19 protein-coding genes and 1 pseudogene are annotated in these 18921 nt (G+C 68.2%); 11 read left to right on the top strand and 9 right to left on the bottom strand.

The annotated features are described in order from the left end of the window. Positions 1-40: 40 nt before the first annotated feature. A complete protein-coding gene (locus QU603_RS01845) occupies positions 41-328 on the top strand; it encodes a type II toxin-antitoxin system Phd/YefM family antitoxin (RefSeq protein ID WP_308492806.1) in 288 nt (95 codons plus the stop codon). Continuing rightward, the gene (locus QU603_RS01840) at positions 325-738 is read left to right on the top strand and encodes a type II toxin-antitoxin system VapC family toxin (protein WP_308492805.1); all 414 of its coding nucleotides are present in this window, start codon (positions 325-327) and stop codon (positions 736-738) included. Before QU603_RS01845 ends, QU603_RS01840 begins: the two co-directional genes overlap by 4 nt. A gap of 205 nt (positions 739-943) precedes the next feature. Here the strand turns inward: QU603_RS01840 and QU603_RS01835 are convergent, their stop codons facing one another. The 7 genes from QU603_RS01835 to QU603_RS01805 all read right to left on the bottom strand — a co-directional run bounded on the left by QU603_RS01835 (position 944) and on the right by QU603_RS01805 (position 7403). After that, the gene (locus QU603_RS01835) at positions 944-1384 is read right to left on the bottom strand and encodes a hypothetical protein (protein WP_308492804.1); all 441 of its coding nucleotides are present in this window, start codon (positions 1382-1384) and stop codon (positions 944-946) included. Continuing rightward, positions 1374-1751, bottom strand: coding sequence for a helix-turn-helix domain-containing protein (locus QU603_RS01830; RefSeq protein ID WP_308492803.1), 378 nt, complete (start codon positions 1749-1751; stop codon positions 1374-1376). The genes QU603_RS01835 and QU603_RS01830 overlap by 11 nt, the downstream gene beginning before the upstream one ends. Next, entirely contained in the window at positions 1741-2082 is a 342-nt protein-coding gene (locus QU603_RS01825; RefSeq protein WP_308492802.1) for a hypothetical protein, read from the bottom strand. The genes QU603_RS01830 and QU603_RS01825 overlap by 11 nt, the downstream gene beginning before the upstream one ends. Before the next feature lie 100 nt (positions 2083-2182). Beyond that, the gene (locus QU603_RS01820) at positions 2183-2653 is read right to left on the bottom strand and encodes a hypothetical protein (protein WP_308492801.1); all 471 of its coding nucleotides are present in this window, start codon (positions 2651-2653) and stop codon (positions 2183-2185) included. Positions 2654-2703: 50 nt separating this feature from the next. Then, entirely contained in the window at positions 2704-3804 is a 1101-nt protein-coding gene (locus QU603_RS01815) for a restriction endonuclease subunit S (RefSeq protein ID WP_308492800.1), read from the bottom strand. Then, positions 3801-5408, bottom strand: a complete 1608-nt coding sequence (locus QU603_RS01810) for a class I SAM-dependent DNA methyltransferase (protein WP_308492799.1) — start codon at positions 5406-5408, stop codon at positions 3801-3803. The genes QU603_RS01815 and QU603_RS01810 overlap by 4 nt, the downstream gene beginning before the upstream one ends. A 9-nt stretch (positions 5409-5417) precedes the next feature. Continuing rightward, positions 5418-7403 (bottom strand): hypothetical protein, encoded by a 1986-nt coding sequence (locus tag QU603_RS01805; protein ID WP_308492798.1) that lies wholly within the window; start codon positions 7401-7403, stop codon positions 5418-5420. Positions 7404-7601: 198 nt separating this feature from the next. Between QU603_RS01805 and QU603_RS01800 the strand changes: the two genes are divergently transcribed. From QU603_RS01800 to QU603_RS01785, 4 genes and pseudogenes are all read left to right on the top strand, one after another. After that, positions 7602-8237 (top strand): DUF4352 domain-containing protein, encoded by a 636-nt coding sequence (locus QU603_RS01800; RefSeq protein ID WP_308492797.1) that lies wholly within the window; start codon positions 7602-7604, stop codon positions 8235-8237. 29 nt (positions 8238-8266) lie between these two features. Beyond that, positions 8267-9343, top strand: a complete 1077-nt coding sequence (locus tag QU603_RS01795; RefSeq protein WP_308492796.1) for a TM2 domain-containing protein — start codon at positions 8267-8269, stop codon at positions 9341-9343. A gap of 276 nt (positions 9344-9619) precedes the next feature. Further along, positions 9620-11379, top strand: a pseudogene (locus QU603_RS01790) (gamma-glutamyltransferase family protein). 4 nt (positions 11380-11383) lie between these two features. Further along, positions 11384-11566 carry a hypothetical protein gene (locus QU603_RS01785; protein ID WP_308492795.1) on the top strand — a complete coding sequence of 61 codons (183 nt, stop codon included), beginning with the start codon at positions 11384-11386 and terminating at the stop codon, positions 11564-11566. A gap of 54 nt (positions 11567-11620) precedes the next feature. Here QU603_RS01785 and QU603_RS01780 read toward each other — a convergent pair whose 3' ends face one another. Together QU603_RS01780 and QU603_RS01775 are read right to left on the bottom strand one after the other, a co-directional pair. Further along, positions 11621-11983, bottom strand: coding sequence for a cupin domain-containing protein (locus QU603_RS01780; RefSeq protein ID WP_308492794.1), 363 nt, complete (start codon positions 11981-11983; stop codon positions 11621-11623). Between the two features lie 177 nt (positions 11984-12160). Then, complete coding sequence (locus QU603_RS01775; protein ID WP_308492793.1) at positions 12161-12961, bottom strand: NRDE family protein; 801 nt, start codon at positions 12959-12961, stop codon at positions 12161-12163. A gap of 45 nt (positions 12962-13006) precedes the next feature. Between QU603_RS01775 and coaBC the strand changes: the two genes are divergently transcribed. The 5 genes from coaBC to QU603_RS01750 all read left to right on the top strand — a co-directional run bounded on the left by coaBC (position 13007) and on the right by QU603_RS01750 (position 18915). Next, positions 13007-14209, top strand: coding sequence for a bifunctional phosphopantothenoylcysteine decarboxylase/phosphopantothenate--cysteine ligase CoaBC (coaBC, locus tag QU603_RS01770; RefSeq protein WP_308492792.1), 1203 nt, complete (start codon positions 13007-13009; stop codon positions 14207-14209). 95 nt (positions 14210-14304) lie between these two features. Beyond that, on the top strand, positions 14305-15480 hold the full coding sequence (locus QU603_RS01765; RefSeq protein WP_308492791.1) for a phospholipase effector Tle1 domain-containing protein: 1176 nt from the start codon (positions 14305-14307) through the stop codon (positions 15478-15480). Between the two features lie 107 nt (positions 15481-15587). Beyond that, positions 15588-16943, top strand: coding sequence for a flavin-containing monooxygenase (locus tag QU603_RS01760; protein ID WP_308492790.1), 1356 nt, complete (start codon positions 15588-15590; stop codon positions 16941-16943). Then, positions 16940-17959: a bile acid:sodium symporter family protein gene (locus QU603_RS01755; protein WP_308492789.1), complete on the top strand. Its 1020-nt coding sequence runs from the start codon at positions 16940-16942 to the stop codon at positions 17957-17959. Before QU603_RS01760 ends, QU603_RS01755 begins: the two co-directional genes overlap by 4 nt. After that, positions 17956-18915 (top strand): SDR family oxidoreductase, encoded by a 960-nt coding sequence (locus tag QU603_RS01750; protein ID WP_308492788.1) that lies wholly within the window; start codon positions 17956-17958, stop codon positions 18913-18915. The genes QU603_RS01755 and QU603_RS01750 overlap by 4 nt, the downstream gene beginning before the upstream one ends. Positions 18916-18921 lie beyond the last annotated feature (6 nt).

Here is an 18921-nt window from a genome sequence, read left to right as displayed (position 1 = left end):
GCAGAGCGTACGTGATCGTACGGCAGCGTACAATGTGGTCATGGCAACCATCAGTGCGAGCGAAGCTCGGCAGACGCTGCCCGCGCAGCTGGATCGCGTCGAGAAAGGCGAAGAGGTCGAGATCACGCGCCACGGGCGGGTCGTTGCCGTCTTGGTCAACCCGACCACGCTTGCCACGCGACGTGCGCGCCGTGCATGGCAAGAAGCCGACGAGATCGGCGACCTGCTCGAGGCAGCACGAAAGAAGCCGATACAACGTGTCGCGCTGGGTGCGGGTCGCGCCGAAGAACTCGTCGCCGACATACGCAACGGGCGCGACACGCGATGAGTGAGCTGATTGCTTTCGATGCGGATGTGCTGATCTATGCGGCGGACCTCGACCACCCCCTCGGTGCGGGCGTGGCGCAGCTGTTCGATGGCATCGACGGCGCCGCCGGGGTCGGTTCGGTGTTGCTGATTCCGGAGGTCCTCACGAAGCCACTGCGCACCGACCCACGGTCGCAAGAGGTCGCGGCGCTCACGAGTCTGCTCGCTCGCCTCGATCTGCGCCCTTTCGATGAGCCGACCTCGCGGCTCGCTCTCACGCTCGCCGTCAGGTATGGCTTGCGGGCCGCGGACGCCACACACCTCGCGACGGCCGTCGCAGCCGGCGCCGACGTATTCCTCACGAACAACAGCAAGGACTTCTCGCGAGACATCTCCGAGATCGATGTCGCCTATCCCCGCGACCTCACCTGACGGCAGGAATCCGGGTGACTTGCTGTGCAAGCTGCTACGCCCTCTCATCCGATCATGTCCTCACTGCCGCCGCAGCTGCACCTTGGTTGCACTGGTGTTCCGTCGCGGCCTACCGGCGCAGATCGCTTCTGCGCTCTACTTGGTGACACGTGGCCCGGCCATACTTCGCAAGACGTCGAAAATGCCCGGTGCGTAGTCGCCCGGCTCAGTCGTCATCGCTGTTTCCATCACTCTCACTCGCGTCGGGGCGCACCAGTTGCGAAACGGCCGGTGCTGGGGTCATTCGTGGAACTTCCACGTCGATATCGACCAATCCAAGCGCTGAGATCGCCGTCATCCGCGCAAACGCATAGAGAGTCTCGAGCGCCTCTGCATCTGCCAAGGCTGCCTCGAACGAAGCCGCGGCATCGCCCTCCAGCGCCGCCGGATAGTCACCGCCGAGCTGAGTCGCAGCGATCTCCACATCCACTCGCCCCTCGTGCCCGGCTGCGTGCAGACTGGCAAGCAGAAAGCGCCCGCCGTCGTCATCCAGTTCAGGCGCATACCCGACCGACCAGGCAACGTGGGGCTCCGCGTCATACAGCGCTGAGGACGCGACATCCATCACAGACGGATCAACAATTCGGATGAGCGGGTCATCGGGCATGGCGGTCCTCCGCTCGAACCCAGTCACGGGTGCGCGATTCAGTGGAATGGACTCGCCGACGAGGCCGCCAGACTCGTGCGCGCGCCCGAGTCGAATCCGTCTCATCAGCAGTGGTCAGCTCAAGCCGAGCTCCGAGCGCGTGCAGCGTTTCAGCGAGAGTGCGCACGGTGATGTTGCGCTCGCCCTTCAACCGTGCATTGATCTCGCTGCGGCTGACGCCGAGAGAGCGCGCAAGCTCTGCCTGCGACTTGCCGCTGGCGTCGAGGGCGCGCGCAATGAGCTCCGATGCGTCCACCATCGCCGCTTCCTGTGCGTAGACCGCGTCATACTCGGCGTCTCCGACAGGGAATACCGCGTCATTGTCCATGACGTCTCTCCGTTCTTCCCGCAAAGATTTCGAGTGCCTTGTCGACCTCGCGGGGTACCTGATTGTCTTTAGGTTTCACTCGTCCGTGTGTCGCGTACCAGATCGCGTCATAGCGCACGACGTAGAGCCGATACTTGTCGACCTTGATCTCGAACACAGTTGGATCGGGCCCGGATCCGCTCAGTCGACGGAAGTTCTCCGGAGACTTGATCGGCGTCCCGTCGCGCAGATACTCGAGGTATCGCTGGTATCGCGCCCTGAAGCGCCTGTCGAGCCGCACAAAGAAGTCGACCGCATCGCTGCCTCCTGACCGACGGTTCACCGCGAGCACGGCGTCGCACCCCGATAACAGTCGTCGCGTGTGTTCAGTCATAACCTAACACGTCATCCCACCGTCCGGGGCCAAAATCTACGACGACGAGACCGCACGATCACTGCCGCCCCAGCCGCACCGTGGTCGTCGTGCCGAGCGCCGTCACCTTGTAGCTGATCTCGCCGTCCGCGTACGTGAACGTCTTGGTGTCGTCGGTCGAGGCGAGCAGCGCGTTGTCGGTCTTCGCCTTGTCGCGCGTCGAATCCCACGTGAAGGTTTGGCTGGCATCACCCGGCAGCGTCACGGAGCCGACCCAGTAGATCGACGTCGTGTCGCCGCTGTCGGCGACCCAGTCGATGGAGATCACGCCACCGGCGATCGTCGCCTGCTGATAGTTCGTGTCGCTCTTCGCGTTCGTCTGCTTCCATTTACCGTCGAGGTTCACGGGTTGCGGGGCGGGCACCTGGGTCTTGACCGCCGACGGTGCGGACGTATCGGTGGGCTGGGCGCCAGGGACACTGCAGCCGGCGAGGCCGATGGCTGCGACCACGGCCAGCGAGGTCACGGCGAGGAACGGTCTGGTGCGCATGAAGCTCCGCTTTCTCATTGGCTGGAGACGAATAGCCTGTTGGCGACACATCAGGCGCCGACCGGGGATGCCGCGGCTTCGGCATCGCGGACGCGCAGCTTTCCCGACATCAGCTGGGGCAGGAGCGCATCGCGAGTTGCCGCGAGGGTGAGGTTCTGGCGGGACGCATTCAAGGACGAGTCCAACAGAGCGGTCATGAGTGTGTGGATCTCTTTGACGGTCTTTGCACCTGGAACAAGGACGGGTTCATCGAGGTGATGCCTCTGGATGTGCCCCATCGTCGTGGCCTTGTCCGCAGCGATCTCCTTGAACTGCGCCAACTTTGACGCGATCAGCTGATAGACGAGCCATGCTGGATACCCATCGTTCGGGATGACCTTGAAGATGTGCTGATTCACGATCGCATCGTCGCGGAACCATCGGTGCAGCGTCAGTGAGCCAGACCACGCGAACAGGATGTCACCAGCGCGTGCAACATATCGATCCTCCACGTCGGCATCGGAATAGACGGTAGACCCACCGATTCCGCTATTCAGTTCGGCGATGCGAACGACCACTCGTCCGGTCCCACTGGCCTCCTTCGTAAACGCCTTTCCATTAACGAACTGGGCGGTCGACGACAACGGGACTTCGACCGCGTCTCCGAGCGCACTCAGGAAGGTGATGCGGGCCAGTTCATCGGCTGCGGTGGCGAGCTTGGTGTTGGCGGCAATCTTGTCGTCGAGGGCGCCCAGGACCTCGGCGATCGCCTGCTGCTCGGGGAGGGGTGGGACCAGGACGCGGACGCCCGAGATATAGTTCCGATTCAGCATCGGCTGCACCGAACCGGAATCGTATCCGGTCAGGTCAGTCGCTTCGAAGAGGTGAAACAACCATCGTGGGTCGTTTCCCTTGAAGTCCTTGGCGAACATTGTCGTGTTGTGCGGCCAGAAGTCGCCGTCTGACCATTTGGGCCTACCGAGGTTCGTCGCCCGCCCCACGACGAAACCCGGGCCCCGGACAGGTCCCTCATCGTGGACATCACTAGTTTCTCCAGACGTCAGCACTGGATACGGGCCAGGCCGGCGCGCTTGTGCAGGCAGATCGAACCCACGCTGCAACTCGACTACGTCTGACAGTTTCTCCTCGACCCAGCCGTCAGGGACGCTCACGACACCCTCCCGAACTGTACGCGCACGACGTCGGCCAAGCGTGCCGACTCGGCGAACTGTGACTCGAGCTCTGCGCGCAGGCGGGCGAGCTTCTCTTCGATGGGCTCGCCGTCGTCTTCCGCCTCGGGGACTCCGACATAGCGGCCAGGGGTCAGGGCGTAATCCGCTGCCTTGATCTCGGCGAGAGTTGCGGAATAGCAGAAGCCCGGAACATCCGCGTACACGTCGTCCGCAGCATCCCGACCGAGCCATGCGTGGTAAGTGTCGGCGATGTGGGCGATGTCCTCATCAGACAGGGCGCGCTCGGCGCGGTCGACCATGTGGCCCAGGTTTCGCGCGTCGATGAAGAGCACCTCACCGGCGCGCGCGCCCTTGTCGCGGGCGAAGAACCAGACGCACACAGGAATCCCGGTCGAGCGGAACAGCTGCGTCGGCAGCGCAACCATGCACGAGACCAGATCGGCTTCGACGATCTCGGCCCGGATCTGCCCCTCGCCGCCCGAGTTCGACGACATCGACCCGTTCGCCATCACGACGCCGGCCTGCCCGCCGGGCGCGAGTTTCGAGAGGATGTGCTGAATCCACGCGTAGTTCGCGTTGCCCGCCGGCGGCACGCCGTAGCGCCAGCGCGGATCGGACTCAGACCGCGCCCAGTCTTTGATGTTGAACGGCGGGTTGGCCATCACGAAGTCGGCCTGCAGTTCGGGGTGCAGATCGCGTGCGAACGTGTCGCCCCACCGCGGCCCCAGGTTGCCCGACAGACCGTGGATGGCGAGGTTCATCTTCGCCATACGCCACGTGCGCTCGTTGAGCTCCTGGCCGTAGACGGAGATGTCCGACCCCTCGCCGTGCTGCGCGTCGATGAACTTCTCGGCCTGCACGAACATGCCGCCCGACCCGCAGCACGGGTCGTACACCCGCCCGTGGGTGGGCCGCAGCATCCCGACCAGCACCCGCACGACACCTGCCGGCGTGTAGAACTCGCCGCCCCGCTTGCCCTCGGCGGCTGCGAACTTCTCGAGGAAGTACTCGTACACCTCACCCAGCAGGTCGCGTGCGCGGCGCCCGTCCGACCCGTTCTGCCCTTGACCTGCGAACCGCGCCGTGTTGAACAGGTCGACCAGCTCGCCCAGCCGGCGTTGGTCGACGTTGTCGCGATTGAAGATGCGGGGCAGTGTGCCCGCCAGACTCGGATTGTCGGCCATGACAGCATCCATCGCATCGTCGATGAGCCGACCGATCGACTTCTCGGGCGCATCGAGCGATGCCGGCAGACCCTTCGCGTGTTCGGCCAGGAACGACCAGCGCGCCACCGTGGGCACCCAGAACACCCCGCGCCCGGTGTATTCGTCGACGTCGTCGATCAGCTCGGCGATCTGCTCAGCGTCGTACCCGTCGGCTTCGAGCTCGGCGCGGATCTGCCCGCGCCGCTCGTCGAACGCATCGGAGGCGTACTTGAGGAACACCAGCCCCAGGATCACGTCTTTGTATTGCGAGGCATCCATCGACCCGCGCAGCTTGTCGGCAGCCTTCCACAATGTGTCTTTGAGCTGCTTCATGGTCGACGGCGCCTGCGGGGCGGCCTTGGCGGTGGTTCTGGGCATGATTCCTTCTTAGCGGTCGGTCGGATCATTCACGACGACGGCGCGTGCGGCGACGGCGTCAGACAGGATGCGGGTCAGATCGTCGAGGCGGTCCACCCGTTCGCGCAGTTCAGTGCGAGTGCGGGATGCCGCGGCCAGCGCGGCACGCAACGGAGCCATCTGCGCGGGGTCGATGGTGCGCAGGCGCCAGCGTTTCCATGCGCCGGGCCCGCCCGCTCCGCCCGCGATATCGGCGACGACGAGTTCGGGCACGAGTCCGCCGGGATCTGCCGCGCTGATGCGCAGCACGCGCGCCGGGTAGGCGACGACGTGCGAGCCGTCATGGTCGACCCAGGCCCGCGGGCTCGGGCTCGTGCGGAACACGACATCACCCGGCTGCGTGAGCGCCGCCTTCGGATGCGCGCCGGCGAACGCGAGCTGGTCGACACGGTGGGCGCCGATCGCAGCGGGGTCGTCGAGGTCGGCGGCGGTGACCACGACCAGGCCGGTTGGGCCGAACTCATCGGCCGACAGACGCGTGCCCGGCAGCACACGGGCGTGCTTGCCGCGCACTGCTGCCTGCACCGTCATCGTGTTCGGCACGGCGAGCGGCTGCGCGTGCGGCGCGACCTCGAGCGCGGGCGCGTCGCCGGCTGCCGCCGCCAGTGCCGCGTCGAGCAGTGCCGACAGATCGCGGGATGCCCCGGCCTGCCGCCGTGGAACGACCTCGGTCACGAGGGCACTCACCCGGGCCAGCACCGATGAGGTGCGCTGCAGGCGTGCAAAGCGGAAGGCGTGCGCCCGAGCAGCGGCCGGTCCGCCGAGGTTCGCGAGGATGTCGCTGACCAGGTCTTCCCGGGTCGCAGGAGTGAGCGCGACACCGGTGAGATCGGCGAGCGCGGTCACGCGGTCAGCCAGCGCGATGTCTGCTTCTGGGCCGAACACCCACACCGCGAGCGCTTCGCGTGACGCACTCGTGACGTGACCGGCATCCAACCGCACGACCGCACGCACCCGCCCTGTACGCAGCACGTCGGTACGGATGCCGGCAAGCGTGGCCGGCAGCGCATCGACCAGTGCCCGTGCCGGGCCGACGAGAACCCCCGAGTCGTCGGGCCCGAGACTCAGGTTGACCTCGTCGGCTGCGGTCAGGATGTCGCCCACCGACGCACCGGAGCTCACCGGAACGCGCGCGAGCACGACGGCGGCGCGGTCGCTGTCGGTGGCCGCATCGACCAGGATGCCGCTGCAGACGTTGCGCCGTCGCAGCGGCCGGGTCTCGTCCCCGGCAGCCCACACGATGTCGACCTCGCCGTCGAACGCGCGCACCACGGCGTCGAAGAGGGTCGTGTCGATTCCCGGTGCGATGCGGACGACCGCCCGGCCGGCGTGGCCGGTCATCGCCGTGGCCAGCGCCGCGACCAGTGCCGTGACCAGTCCCCGCGCATCGGCGCCGAGCGCACCGGCAGATCCGTGTGCACGCTGGCCGCGCGCCGCGCGCCGCTGCACGTGCGCGAGCGCCGCCTCGGACGAATACGCGGCATCGACGAGCTTGTCGGCATAGCCCGCCCACGATCCGTCGCGCGCGGCATGGCGTTCGATCTCCGTGCGCAGGAACGCGTCGGCCGGATCGACCTGCGCGGCCAGAGCGGCCAGGTCGTCGACTGCGGCGAGCTCGACGCCCGCGTGTGCGCGCAGCGTGATGAGTGCGGCGAGTTCGGCGACCTCGACCGGGTCGGAGAAGTCGACACCGACGCCGTCGGCCCAGGCCGCGGCATCCCCCACCGCGTCGGGGTTTAGTCCGTGACCCGTCTCGACCAGCCACGCCGCCACCGCCTCGGCGTCGAACATGTCGCGCCCGGCCTCTCGTGCGACTGCGGCCGGGAACGGCGAGTCGCTGCGCTGCGACCGTGTGCGCCACATGGATGCCACGGGCCGGCGCACGCCCGCAAGCTCGGCCACACCGGCCAGCGAGATGAGCAGCGGCTCGTCTGCGGCAGTCGCATGTGTGGGCATGGACCGAACGTAGCGCCGGCCTCCGACAGCCCACAAGTGCGAGGCCCGATAAGAGGGCTTATCGGTGTCATCTGCACCGGTTGGTGCTGAAACTTCTACCTTCACATTCGACGGCGCGCCGTCAGAGCGGGCGGCAGGGGGGACTGGGGAGTCGCCGCCCGCTCGCCCACTCACACAGCAATAGAACGGGGAATCATCATGAAGCGCATCATCGCCCTCGGCATCGCACTGGTCGTGGCGACCACCCTCACGGGCTGCGGCGCGGTGTCGGCGGTATCCAGTCCCGATCACACCGCATCCGACGCACCGAACGTGGTCTATCCCGACGGGTACGGTCCCGACGCGACCACCGAGCCGGCAGACCCAGAGCCGACAGATCCGGAGTCGGCAGATCCAGAGCCGTCGACGCCTGAGGCGGGCTCCCTCGAGAATCCCTTCCCTGCGGGGTACACCGCCACGATCTCGCAGAACGACGAGGACTACTACACCGTCACGTTCACCCTCGTGGCCGCCGATGGCGACAAGAAGATCGCCGCCGCCAATCAGTTCAACGACCGGCCGCCGCACGGCTACCACTACGTCATCGTCAAGGCCACCTTCACCGGCCTGAGCAGCGAGGCTGTCGACCCCGGCGTCGAGATGTTCGACTGGCAGGTCGCCGACCAGGACGGCAACCTCTACCAGTCAGCGAGCGTCGTCACCGACGAGGAGTCCCTGTCAGGGTCGCCCTCCCTCTACAAGGGCCAGAAGTTCACCGGCGTCGAGGTCTACACCGTGCCGGACTCCACGACAACCCTCTACATGAGCGCCCTGGGTTCGTATCTCGCGCTGTAGCCGGCGCACCCCCATCGAAAGGAAACATCATGACCACTCCCGCCCCCTACGCACCCCAGCCGGCACCGCCCGCCGCTCCGACAGCTGCCCCGTCGACCGACGGCAAGCTGTTCCTCGCCGCGTGGCTGCTCTCGTACTTTCTCGGCGCGCTGGGCGTCGACCGGTTCTATCTCGGCAAGGTCGGCACCGGCATCCTGAAACTCATCACGCTTGGCGGCCTCGGCATCTGGTGGCTCGTCGACCTGGTGCTGATCCTGACCGGCGCGATGCGTGACCGGGCCGGGCGCCGGCTCGTCGGCTACGACGCCCACAAGAAGATCGCCTGGATCGTCACCGGCGCACTCGTGGTGCTGAGCATCGTGATCGGATCGATCAACGGCGCGAACGCCTCGTCGAACGCGCCGGCACTCGAACCGGTGACTTCTGGTGGCGCGGTGTCACAGCCATCGCAGGAAGCGAGCGCACCGGTGAAGGCAGCACCGTCGGCCGAGGCATCCACCCCCGCCGCGGTCGAGCCGGTCGAGCCCGCCGCACCTGTCAACCTCGCTGCGGGCTGGGCGAACGACACGTTCGGCGCGTTCAAGAGCATCAAGAAGTCAGGACACGGCGACACAGTCATCACCCTGCCCAAGGGCGTGACCGGTGGAATGGTCACCGCAACGCACAAGGGGCAGCGCAACTTCGCGATCGCCGTGCTGGATGCCTCGAACCAGTCGACCGGTGAGCTGCTCGTGAACACGATCGGCCGGTACTCGGGGACGACGGCATGGGGTCTGATGTCGCTGGGCGACGGCGTTCGCCTTCAGGTCACGGCTGATGGCGCCTGGACGATCACGATCGCGCCGTTCTCGTCGGCGAAGGCGTTCACCGGGTCGGCGAAGGGTACCGGCGACACGGTGATGCTCTACAACGGCGACGCGGCGGCGCTGACGGCCACACACCGTGGGACGCAGAACTTCGTGGTCTACGAAGAGAGCGACCAGACCTTCAGCATGGGGCTGCTGATCAACGAGATCGGAAAGTACTCGGGGACCGTGCCCATGTCGTCTGGGCCGTCGATCCTGACGGTGCAGGCCGACGGGGCGTGGACGTTGAAGGCCGAATAGCCGGCGCCTCTGCCCGGCGGGTCGGCGCTGACGGCTCGCGCTATACGTCTCCGCTAATGCGCCAGTCTTTCGCTGGCGCATTAGCGGCGAACTGCAGCGCTGGGTAAAAGGCGGGCGCATCAGCAGGATGCTGCAGCATTCGATGCGACCTCTGCTCGATGCGGCGTCCGCGCGATGCGGCATCCGGGCAATACTCGTAGGACACCCACGACGATCCATGGAGAGGACGCAATGGCCGCGTTCACGACCCGCCCCACCCTCGAGGGCACGTTCGGGATGGTCTCATCCACCCACTGGATCGCATCCCAGGTCGCCATGGGAGTGCTCGAGCGGGGCGGCAACGCGTTCGACGCCGCGGTGGCCGCGGGGTTCACGCTCCACGTGTGCGAGCCGCACCTGAACGGGCCGGGCGGCGAGGTGCCGGCGATCATCTGGGCCGCGCGCGATGGCCGACCGCGCGTGCTGGCAGGTCAGGGGCCGGCTCCGCAGAAGGCGACGATCGACCACTACCGGTCGCTGGGGTTCGGGATGATCCCCGGCGCCGGTCTGCTCGCCGCCGCCGTGCCCGGTGCTGTCGATGCGTGGCTGCTGCTCCTACGCGACTACGGCACGTCCACGCTCGAGGATGTGCTGGCACCGGCCATCGCGTATGCGAACACCGGCACGCCGGTGCTGGAGCGTGTCACCACGACAGTGGAGAGTGTGCGGCAGCTTTTCGAGCAGGACTGGCCCACATCCGCGCAGCAGTGGCTGCGGGATGGAACAGCGCCGCAACCCGGAACGCTCATGCGCAACCCCGCATACGCCGACACCCTGCAACGCCTGGTCGACGAGTCGAAAGCGGCGTCCGGGGATCGTGAGGCCAAGATCGACGCGGCCAGGCGTGCGTGGAGCCACGGGTTCGTCGCCGATGCCATCGACGAGTTCGCGCGCCGGGCCCTGCGTGACTCGAGCAGCGAACAGCATCCTGGCGTGATCACCGGTGACGACGTCGCGTCATACCAAGCCACCGGGAAGAGCCGGCGACCATCGACTGGCAGGGGATGACCGTCGCCAAGACCCATGCGTGGGGGCAGGGGCCTGTGCTGCTTCAGACCCTGCGGCTGCTGAACGCACTGGGCGACCCGCACGATCTCGATCTTGATTCAGCCGCGGGGATCCATGTCGCGACCGAGTGCGTGAAGCTCGCCTTCGCAGACCGTGAGGCCTGGTACGGCGATACGGACGACGTGCCGCTCGACACGCTGCTGTCTCCCGCGTATGCGATGACGCGCGCACGACTGATCGGTCAGGATGCCTCATCCCAACTGCGTCCCGGCAGTCCCGAAGGACGCGAGCCGGTGCTGTCGGCCCACGTCATCGCGGAGCTGAAGGCAGGGGCAGCAGCAGCGGGTGCACCGCTGAACCCGTCACTGGGTGAGCCCACGATCGGCGCAGACGGGGTCACGAAGGGCGACACCTGTCACGTCGACGTCGTCGATCGCTGGGGCAACATGATCTCTGCCACGCCGAGCGGCGGGTGGCTGCAGAGTTCGCCCACGATTCCCCGACTGGGGTTCCCGCTCGGCAGCCGACTGCAGATGCTCTGGCTCGAAGAAGGCCTGCCGAGTTCGCTCGTCCCGGGCAGGCGCCCGCGCACGACGCTGAGTCCGACCATGGTGCTGCGCGACGGCGGGCCGATCCTCGCGTGCGGGTCGCCGGGCGGCGACCAGCAGGAGCAATGGCAGCTGATCCTGCTGCTGCGTCACCTCGTGGGCGGGCAGAGTCTGCAAGAAGCCATCGACGGGCCAGCCTGGCACACGGCGAGTCTTCCGGCGTCGTTCTATCCCCGGACGTTCGAGCCGGCATCGTTGATCGTCGAAGACCGCGTCTCGCCACTCGCGCAGACCGACCTGCGGGCACGCGGCCACCGGCTCACCGTGACAGGGCCGTGGACGCTGGGTCGGTTGTGCGCGGTCACCCGCGACCCGCACACCGGCATCATGCGGGCGGGCGCCAATCCGCGCGGCATGCAGGGATACGCGTGCGGGCGGTGAGGCCTTGGGCCCGCCCGCAGGCAAGGCGTACCTGAAGGAGCGCAGGCGCGGCGGCACAGGGCCGACGCCGCTGCCGGACTTCTCCATCGGCGCGCACGCCGCCGTGGGCGGCATGCCGCTGTTGGCATGCGATCGAGCCCGCCCTGCGACGTACTACCCGACGGTCCGCCTGATCACGCCGGACTGATCCAGGCCTGGCCGCGTGCGGTCACGACTGTGAGCACGTGCCCGCAGCGATCCCTCACCGCGCGGCAGGCGGATCGACCTCGACGCGATCGCCACGAGTCGTCGGCGCGCTGATGACCAGAAAGCGGACGTGAGCGTCGCTCTGATTCGTGAAGCGATGCACCGTGCCCGGCATGATCGTCACACCCTCGCCGGCGGCGAGTTCCACGTCTCCGTCGCCCGTGCACATCACGGCGCGGCCCTCGAGAACATAGAAGAACTGGCGCGCGTCACGATGGACATGCCATGTCTCGCCGCCGCCGGCAGGGACCTGCTCTTCGATGACGGACAGGCCGGGTTCGTCGGCGAGCCGCCAGCCCTCACTCACCTCGCCCCAGACATAGTGCTCGGCGCTCGCTCGGCTCGCGGGAAGGATCATCCCGCGATGTTATCCCGCTCATGCGCCCGTGTTTTCGTGGCGCATGAGCCGGACGTGCAGCGCCAGAAAAAAGCCGGGCGCATCGCCAGGAAGCTACAGCTTTCGCGACCCGACCGATCGAGCGGGTCTGTGCAGAGCTACAGCTTTCAGTGGGCGGAGGGGCACACGGCCGCGGGGTCAGGTGATCGGCGGTACGAGGTCGACCGGGTTCCAGCGGCCGGGGTGCGCGAAGGCGCCGTACTCGACCTCGAGGTCGTCGGCGGTGACCGAGGCCACGCACATCAGCAGCGACTGGGTCGGCCAGCCCGCAGGCCGGTTGTCGCGGATGATCGCCCGCTCGTCGGCCGGGTCGAGCTCTGCGCTGCGGGCGAGGATCTCGAGCCACGGACGGGCCCAGGATGCCGCACCCACGCCGCCGATCGTGGGGTGGGCACCGCCTTCCACTGAGACGGCGTCGGCCGAGGCGTCTTCGGCCGAGGCGTCTTCGGTCGAGGCGCCCGCGAACGCATCGTGCCAGGCCACGATCCGGGCCGTGCGCGGATCGTTCAGGTCGTGGTGCGCGATCATGTGCGTGCCCGGCGGCACGAGCAGTTCCTCACGGGAGGTTCCGTCCCAGGTGATCACCCGCACGCCGTCGGGCCGGATGTCGACGAGGTTGAAGCCCGGCATCGCCTGCGTGGGCTGCACGGCGCGGCCGGCCACGGCATCCAGTGCCACACTGCCGCGCGAGACCGGCGTCACCCCCTCAGGCACCTCGGGGCTGTGCCGGTTCAGCAGCACAGCGAGGCGGCGGGCCGAGGCATCCGCCGCCAGCCACGCACCGCCGGCGCGCAGATCGCGCACACCGACGACGCCGGGCTGCGACGGCCACCACTCCCCCAGCGGCTGCCACGGGCGGTCAGGGTCCTCATCGCGCACCGCAAGCATGCGCACCGGGTCGCCGGCGGTCTCCGGCACGCGCAGGATCACGGTGCACACGGGCCCTCCCTCATGCGTCTCGGCGATCGGTGGCAGGATCGGACCATGTTCATCGTCGTGGGCGTCACCGGCGGAATCGCAGCCTACAAGGCCGTCAACATCGTACGGCTGCTCGTGAAGGCAGGCCACGACGTGCACGTGGTCCCCACCGACGATGCGCTGCGCTTCGTCGGGCTTCCCACGTGGGAGGCCACGAGCCGCAACCCGGTCACCACCAGCGTGCACGACGACGTCCCGCGTGTGCGCCACGTCGCGCTCGGGCAGGCGGCCGACCTCGTGCTCATCGCCCCGGCGACGGCGAACACACTCGCGAAGATGGCCGCGGGCCTGGCCGACGACCTGCTGGGCACGACCCTGCTGGCCACCACCGCGCCGGTCGTGGTCGCCCCCGCCATGCACACCGAGATGTGGCGGCATCCGGCGACGCGGCAGAACATCGCGACGCTCGCCGCACGCGGAGTGCACGTGGCAGGTCCCGCCGACGGCGAGTTGACCGGCGGCGATTCGGGACCGGGGCGCATGCTCGAGCCCGACGACATCGTCGCCCGCGCGCTCGCGATCTGCCGCCCGCACGATCTTGCCGGCCTGCACGTGGCGATCTCCACCGGCGGCACCCGTGAGCCGATCGACCCGGTCCGCTTCATCGGCAATCGTTCCAGCGGCCGGCAGGGCGCAGCGCTTGCCCGTGCCGCAGCCGAGCGTGGCGCCGACGTCGTGCTGGTCGCCGCGCACGTCGACGACGGAGTGCTGGCCGAGGCATCTCACCCGCACATCACCGTGGTGCGCGCGAGCACCGCCGCCGAGCTGAAGACGGCGATGACGGATGCCGCAGCCGACGCCGATGCGGTCGTCATGGCCGCCGCGGTCGCCGACTATCGCCCGGCGTCCACCTCGGATGCCAAGCTGACGAAGGAAGCCGCCGAACGACCCGGCCGCACGCTCGATCTCGTCGAGACCGAGGACGTGCTCGCCTCGCTCGTGCGCGGGCGACGGGCCGCCCAGACGATCGTGGGGTTCGCGGCCGAGACGTCGCACGGCGACGAACTGCTCGAACGCGGGCGGCGCAAGCTCGAGCGCAAGGGCTGCGATCTGCTCGTGGTCAACGAGGTCGGCTGGCAGACCGGGTTCGAGGCCGCGACCAACTCCGTCGTCGTGCTGGCCGCCGGCGGAGATGTCGTGGCCGAGGCATCCGGCACCAAACGCGAGGTCGCCGACGCCGTGTGGGACGCGGTGGTCGCCGCGCGCTGATCCCGCGCGCTGATCCCGCCCGGCTGATCCCGCCCGAAGGCCCGGCAGGTATCAGGGATCGCGCCGCGCACCTCTCCTCATCAGGGAGGTCTCCCATGAGCACGCCGTACAGCCCCAAGAACATCGTCGTCTGCCTCGATGGCACGAGCAATGAGCTCGACGAGCATCCGACGAACGCCGCCAAGGTGTTCATGATGCTCGACCTCGACGATCCGACCATGCAGGTCGCGTATTACGACCCCGGCGTGGGAACACTGCCGTCGGCCACCGCGCGCGGCGGAATCGAGCGCGGCCTGTCGCTTCTGGGCGGGCTCGCGTTCGGATTCGGCATGCGGGCGAAGGTCAGCCGCGCGTACGGGTGGCTCGTCGAGCATTACCACCCCGGCGACCGCGTCTTCATCTTCGGTTTCAGCCGCGGTGCCTACACGGCTCGCGCACTGGCCGCGCTGCTGGCCAGGCCCGGCATGCTGCGTGCGGGCTCGGAACACCTCGTCGACTACGCGGTCGCGCAGTACGTCAAGCCCGCGGGCACCCGCAAGGCCGTCGCCCGCCGCGCCCGCGAGGCCAAGGCCTTCGCCGACGCGCTGTGCTGGGGCACCGAAGGCGAGCCGATCTCGGGCGCAACCGCGGGCTTCGCGGCATCCACCCGCGACGACCTGGCTCGCGACGTGCACGCGATCCCCGTCGAGTACCTCGGCATCTGGGACACCGTCGAGGCCTGGTTCGCGGGTCTGGGCAGCCTCGACTGGCCCGACACCTGCTCGCTGTGGAACGTGAACCGGCTGAGGCACGCCGTCTCGATCGACGAGACACGGCGCCCGTTCCGCTATCTGCCGGTCGATCGGCGCGAAGGATTCGAAGAAGCGTGGTTCCCCGGCGTGCACTGCGACGTCGGCGGCACGTTCGAGAACCACGAACTGGCCACGATCGCGTTGAAGTGGGTATTCGACGGCGTGTGCGACCGGCTGCTGCTGCGCGACCGCGAGCCCGAGGCCGTCTACCGCCGCTATTGCGCAGTGGAGCGCCGGTTCGCGACGCAGGGCCCGACGCATGCCAACGCCTGGGCGTGGAACCTGCTCATGCCTCTGCGTCGCCGCATTCCCGACGACGCCGTGCTGCACGAGTCCGTGCGCGAACGCCGCACCGCGAATCCGGCATACCTCCCTGGCCTTGCCCGCGCCGACGCTGCGGACCGCTGGATCGACGCGCAGTGGTGCACACCGCAGATCACGGCACCCGCGCACGACGTCGCGACGCATCTCGCGGCGTGACCGGAGCGGTCCCAGGGCCGCGGCACGCAGGATCGCGCCCGACAGCAGATAACATCGACTCCATCGCGCCGACGGTGACCCGAAAACCGGCCGGTGCATGAGGAGCCATGTCAATGAAGACCTACGCGATCATCGGTGCCGGCCCATCCGGTCTGTCGGCCGCTCGCGCCCTGAGCAAAGCCGGCATCGCCTTCGACGGCTATGAGGCATCCCACGATGTCGGCGGACTGTGGGATATCTCGAACCCGCGCTCGACGATGTACGAATCTGCCCATCTCATCTCGTCGCGCACGACCACCGAATTCGCCGAGTTCCCGATGGACACCACCGTCGACTACCCGGGCCACCGCGTGCTGCACGATTACTTCCGCGCGTTCGCCGAACGCTTCTGTCTGAGCGACCGCTTCCGCTTCGGCGCGCAGGTCACGCAGCTGCAGCGGCATGAGGACGGGCGGTGGATGCTGCGAGCCGACACCGCGGACGGCCCGGTCGAGACGGCCTATGACGGGGTCGTGATCGCCAACGGCACGCTGGCCGAGCCGAACATCCCGCAGTTCGCGGGCGAGTTCTCCGGCGAGATCATGCACACCAGCGCCTACAAGTCGGCCTCGCAGCTGGATGGCAAGCGGGTGCTGCTGATCGGCGCCGGCAACTCCGGCTGCGACATCGCAGTGGATGCCGTGCACCATGCCGCGTCCATCGAGATGAGCGTGCGGCGCGGCTACTACTTCGTGCCCCGCTACATCCTCGGCAAGCCCACCGACACGCTCAATCAGGGCCGCCCGCTGCCGGCGCGCATCAAACAGGCCATCGATTCGCGCCTGCTGCGCGCGTTCACCGGCGACCCGGTGAAGTTCGGGTTCCCCGCACCCGACTACCGCATCTATGAGTCGCACCCGATCGTGAACACGCTGATCTTGAATCACCTGGGGCAGGGTGACCTGCGCATCCGCGCCGACATCGACCGGTTCGACGGCGACACGGTGCACTTCCGCGACGGCTCGACCGGGGAGTACGACCTCGTGCTGCTGGCCACCGGCTACCGGCTGGACTATCCATTCGTCGACCGCACCGACCTCAACTGGCAGGGCTGGTCGCCACGCCTGTACCTGAACGTGTTCCCGCCCTCGCACAACGGCCTGTTCGTGATGGGCATGATCGAGGCCTCGGGCATCGGCTGGCAGGGCCGTTACGAGCAGGCCGAGCTGATCGCCGCTTATCTGACGGCGGATGCCGCGGCCCAGGCATCCTTCCACCGGCGCATGAACGACCAGCCCTGGCCCGACCTAAGCGGCGGGTACCACTATCTGGGCTTGGAGCGCATGTCGTACTACGTGAACAAGGACGCCTACCGGCGGGCCGTGCGCGCCCAGACCCGCGAGCTGACCGCCGGCCGCGCCGCCACGACCACGGCGCCTGCACCGGCGCCGAGCACGACCGCTGCGAAGGAGCATGCGGCATGAACATCGACTCCGCGCACCTGAACTTCAGCCCGGGGATGCTCATCATCCTCGACATCGTCCTGGGTCTGATCATGTTCGGCATCGCGCTGGACACCGCCCCGAGCGACTTCAAGGTCGTGCTGCGCAAGCCCAAGCCGTTGATCATCGCGATCCTCGCGCAGCTGCTGATCTTGCCGGGCGTGACGTTCCTGCTGACGCTCGTGCTGCCGGTGACCGCGTCGATGGCGCTCGGCATGATCCTGGTGGCGTGCTGCCCGCCGGGCAACATCTCGCAGGTGCTCACGCATCGCTCGGGTGGCAACGTCGCCCTGTCGGTGTCGATGACGGCGGTCTCGAACGTCATCTACATCTTCACGATGCCGCTGAGCATCGCCCTGTGGGGAGCGATCCGCCCCGACACCCGCGCACTGCTGGAATCGGTGTCACTGAACGGCTGGGAGATGCTCGTCGAGATTCTGCTGATCATCGGCGTGCCGTTCGCCGTCGGGCTCGCGATCCGGGCGCGGTTCGGCCGGTTCGCCGCCCGGGCGCAGCCGTTCGTGCGGTGGTTCAGCCTGATCGCCCTCGCCGGCTTCATCGTCGGGGCGCTGGCAGGCAACTGGCAGTACTTCGTCGCGTTCATCGGCCTGATCGCGATCGCCGTGGCGATCCACGACGCCGTGGCCCTCGCGATCGGCTGGGGCACCGCGACTGTGGGAGGCCTGGGTACCCGCGAGCGCAAGGCCATGACGTTCGAGGTCGGCATCCGCAATTCGGGACTGGGCCTCGGGCTGATCTTCGCGTTCTTCGGCGGCCTGGGCGGCATGGCGATCGTGGCCGGCTGGTGGGGCGTGTGGGACATCATCGCCGGCCTCGCGCTGGCAAGCCTCTGGGCCGCGCACACCAAGCGGCGCACCGGGTCGCCGAAGGGCGACGCCTCGCGGGCGGCGCTCGCGGCGGCGGCTTCGGGTGCGGCGGGCGCTGCGGGTGGATCGGGCGACCCGGCGGGCGCCGGCGAGACGGAGCGGCGCGCATGACGCGGGTCTTCATCACCGGCGGTGCAGGCTTTCTCGGCTCGCACGTCGCGGCCGCCCTGGCTGCACGCGGCGACGTCGAGCTGGTCGTCGCCGGAGATGTGCGACATCCCCCCGTCCACGTGGACGGGGTCGTGTATGAGCAGTGCGACGTCACACGCGCCGACGGGCTTGCCGCCCTGTTCGAGCGGCACCGGATCGATGTCGTCGTGCACCTCGCCGCGATCGTGAACCCCGGCCGCGACGTCGAGCGGGAGTACCGCGTCGACGTCGAAGGCACCCAGCACGTGCTCGAGGCGTGCGTTGCCGCGGGCGTGCGGCGGATCGTCGTGTCGTCGTCGGGTGCAGCCTACGGCTACCACGCCGACAATCCGGAGTGGATCGACGAGTCGACGCCCGTGCGCGGCAACGACGAGTTCGCCTACTCGAAGCACAAAAGGCTCGTCGAGCAGATGCTCACCGCCTACCGGGCGTCGCACCCCGGACTCGAGCAGGTCATCTTCCGGATCGGGACGATCCTCGGCCCCACCGTCGCCAACCAGATCACGGCGCTGTGGAACGGTCGTCGCATCCTCGCGGTGCGCGGCTCGGACTCACCGTTCGTGTTCGCCTGGGTCGATGACGTCGCCGGAGCGTTCGCCCGTGGCGCCACCGTGGGAACTCCCGGCATCTACAACGTCGCCGGCGACGGTGCGATGAGCGTCGGCGACATCGCACGGCGACTGGGCAAGCCGCTGCTGATCGTGCCGGCGGGTGTACTCGGCCTCGCGCTGCGCGTGGGCAGGATGCTGCGCCTGACCGTGCACGGACCCGAGCGCGTAGGCTTCTTGCGCTACCGCCCGGTGCTGTCGAACACAGCCCTCAAGCGCGACTTCGGTTTCACCCCCGCCCGCACCTCGCGCGAGGCGTTCGACGAGTACCTGCGCACCCATCCGGGCGTCGCCCGCGACATCGCCTAGGGTGGG

Origin of the sequence: Microbacterium terrisoli (assembly GCF_030866805.1) — a bacterium.
In the GTDB taxonomy this organism is placed as follows: Bacteria; Actinomycetota; Actinomycetes; order Actinomycetales; family Microbacteriaceae; genus Microbacterium; species Microbacterium terrisoli.
The sequence above is the reverse complement of the archived record's forward strand: the minus strand, read 5'-3'. Positions and strand labels throughout refer to the sequence as shown.

Excerpts from the sequence above, each read along its gene's own strand:
- QU603_RS01845 (WP_308492806.1), top strand. The coding sequence starts at position 41 with ATGGCAACCATCAGTGCGAGCGAAGCTCGGCAGACGCTGCCCGCGCAG.
- QU603_RS01840 (WP_308492805.1), top strand. The coding sequence starts at position 325 with ATGAGTGAGCTGATTGCTTTCGATGCGGATGTGCTGATCTATGCGGCG.
- QU603_RS01835 (WP_308492804.1), bottom strand. The coding sequence starts at position 1,384 with ATGCCCGATGACCCGCTCATCCGAATTGTTGATCCGTCTGTGATGGAT.
- QU603_RS01830 (WP_308492803.1), bottom strand. The coding sequence starts at position 1,751 with ATGGACAATGACGCGGTATTCCCTGTCGGAGACGCCGAGTATGACGCG.
- QU603_RS01820 (WP_308492801.1), bottom strand. The coding sequence starts at position 2,653 with ATGCGCACCAGACCGTTCCTCGCCGTGACCTCGCTGGCCGTGGTCGCA.
- QU603_RS01810 (WP_308492799.1), bottom strand. The coding sequence starts at position 5,408 with ATGCCCAGAACCACCGCCAAGGCCGCCCCGCAGGCGCCGTCGACCATG.
- QU603_RS01805 (WP_308492798.1), bottom strand. The coding sequence starts at position 7,403 with ATGCCCACACATGCGACTGCCGCAGACGAGCCGCTGCTCATCTCGCTG.
- QU603_RS01800 (WP_308492797.1), top strand. The coding sequence starts at position 7,602 with ATGAAGCGCATCATCGCCCTCGGCATCGCACTGGTCGTGGCGACCACC.
- QU603_RS01795 (WP_308492796.1), top strand. The coding sequence starts at position 8,267 with ATGACCACTCCCGCCCCCTACGCACCCCAGCCGGCACCGCCCGCCGCT.
- QU603_RS01780 (WP_308492794.1), bottom strand. The coding sequence starts at position 11,983 with ATGATCCTTCCCGCGAGCCGAGCGAGCGCCGAGCACTATGTCTGGGGC.
- coaBC (WP_308492792.1), top strand. The coding sequence starts at position 13,007 with ATGTTCATCGTCGTGGGCGTCACCGGCGGAATCGCAGCCTACAAGGCC.
- QU603_RS01765 (WP_308492791.1), top strand. The coding sequence starts at position 14,305 with ATGAGCACGCCGTACAGCCCCAAGAACATCGTCGTCTGCCTCGATGGC.
- QU603_RS01760 (WP_308492790.1), top strand. The coding sequence starts at position 15,588 with ATGTCAATGAAGACCTACGCGATCATCGGTGCCGGCCCATCCGGTCTG.
- QU603_RS01755 (WP_308492789.1), top strand. The coding sequence starts at position 16,940 with ATGAACATCGACTCCGCGCACCTGAACTTCAGCCCGGGGATGCTCATC.
- QU603_RS01750 (WP_308492788.1), top strand. The coding sequence starts at position 17,956 with ATGACGCGGGTCTTCATCACCGGCGGTGCAGGCTTTCTCGGCTCGCAC.